Here is a 932-nt window from a genome sequence, read left to right on the forward strand (position 1 = left end):
TCCATTTGAAGAGGTTCGCTCACAAGAGGAAATGTATTTAACCGCCGATGCTCGTTACGTAAGGGAATCAATGAGAGCGGTCGCAAAATATAGTGGTTTTTTAGCGGTTGTTGGTGAGTCTGGTGCGGGTAAATCCACCTTGAGACGTGACCTTAACGAATGGATCAATAAGGAGCGTCAGCCTATCATTACTATTGAGCCTTACGTACTTGGTATGGAAGACAATGACATCAAAGGTAAAACGCTTAAAAGCTCACATATAGCTGATGCCATTATGGCTAAAGTTGCACCGCATGTTCATGTTAAACGTTCTGCTGAAGCGCGCTTTAAGCAAGTGCACGAAGCGCTTACTGAAAGCCACCGCGCGGGGAACCGTCACTTGCTTGTTATTGAGGAAGCACACGGGTTACCTATCCCTACTTTAAAACACTTAAAACGCTTCTTTGAACTAGAAGACGGCTTTTCAAAACTGCTCGGAATCGTCCTGATCGGTCAGACTGAATTAGGGCAAAAACTTGATGAACGTAACCCGTCTGTTAGAGAAGTGGTTCAGCGTTGCGAACTGGTTCATTTACGCCCCCTTGGTGATGAGCTAGAGAGCTACTTAGAGCACCGATTCAATATTGCTAATGTGCCGTTAAATAAGGTTCTAGACGCAGGTGCAATAGGCGCTTTAAGGGCAAAGCTGTCAGGTAACGGAAACTATTCGGCTCTATATCCTTTAGCTGTTCATAACGTCATTACAGCCGCGCTTAATGAAGCGGCTGACCTTGGTATGTCTCACATAAACGCAGATTTAATTATGGAGGTGTAGTCTGATGAATATGCAAAATCGGCTTATTTTAGAAGCGCATCATAAAGTTTATTTCATCCTTGATTATCTATTCGATAAAAATGTAACCGTGTTGTCCATTGAGTGTGTTGGTACGGTT

Annotated in this window: 1 protein-coding gene; it reads left to right on the plus strand. The window is 43.6% G+C overall.

Features of this window, described 5'->3' with window-relative positions; translation table 11 throughout:
• Positions 1 to 814 (plus strand): AAA family ATPase (locus TW85_RS25155; RefSeq protein ID WP_046019886.1); only part of this gene is annotated, 814 nt, incomplete at its 5' end.
• Positions 815 to 932 lie beyond the last annotated feature (118 nt).

Origin of the sequence: Marinomonas sp. S3726 (assembly GCF_000967665.1) — a bacterium.
Lineage (GTDB): Bacteria > Pseudomonadota > Gammaproteobacteria > Pseudomonadales > Marinomonadaceae > Marinomonas.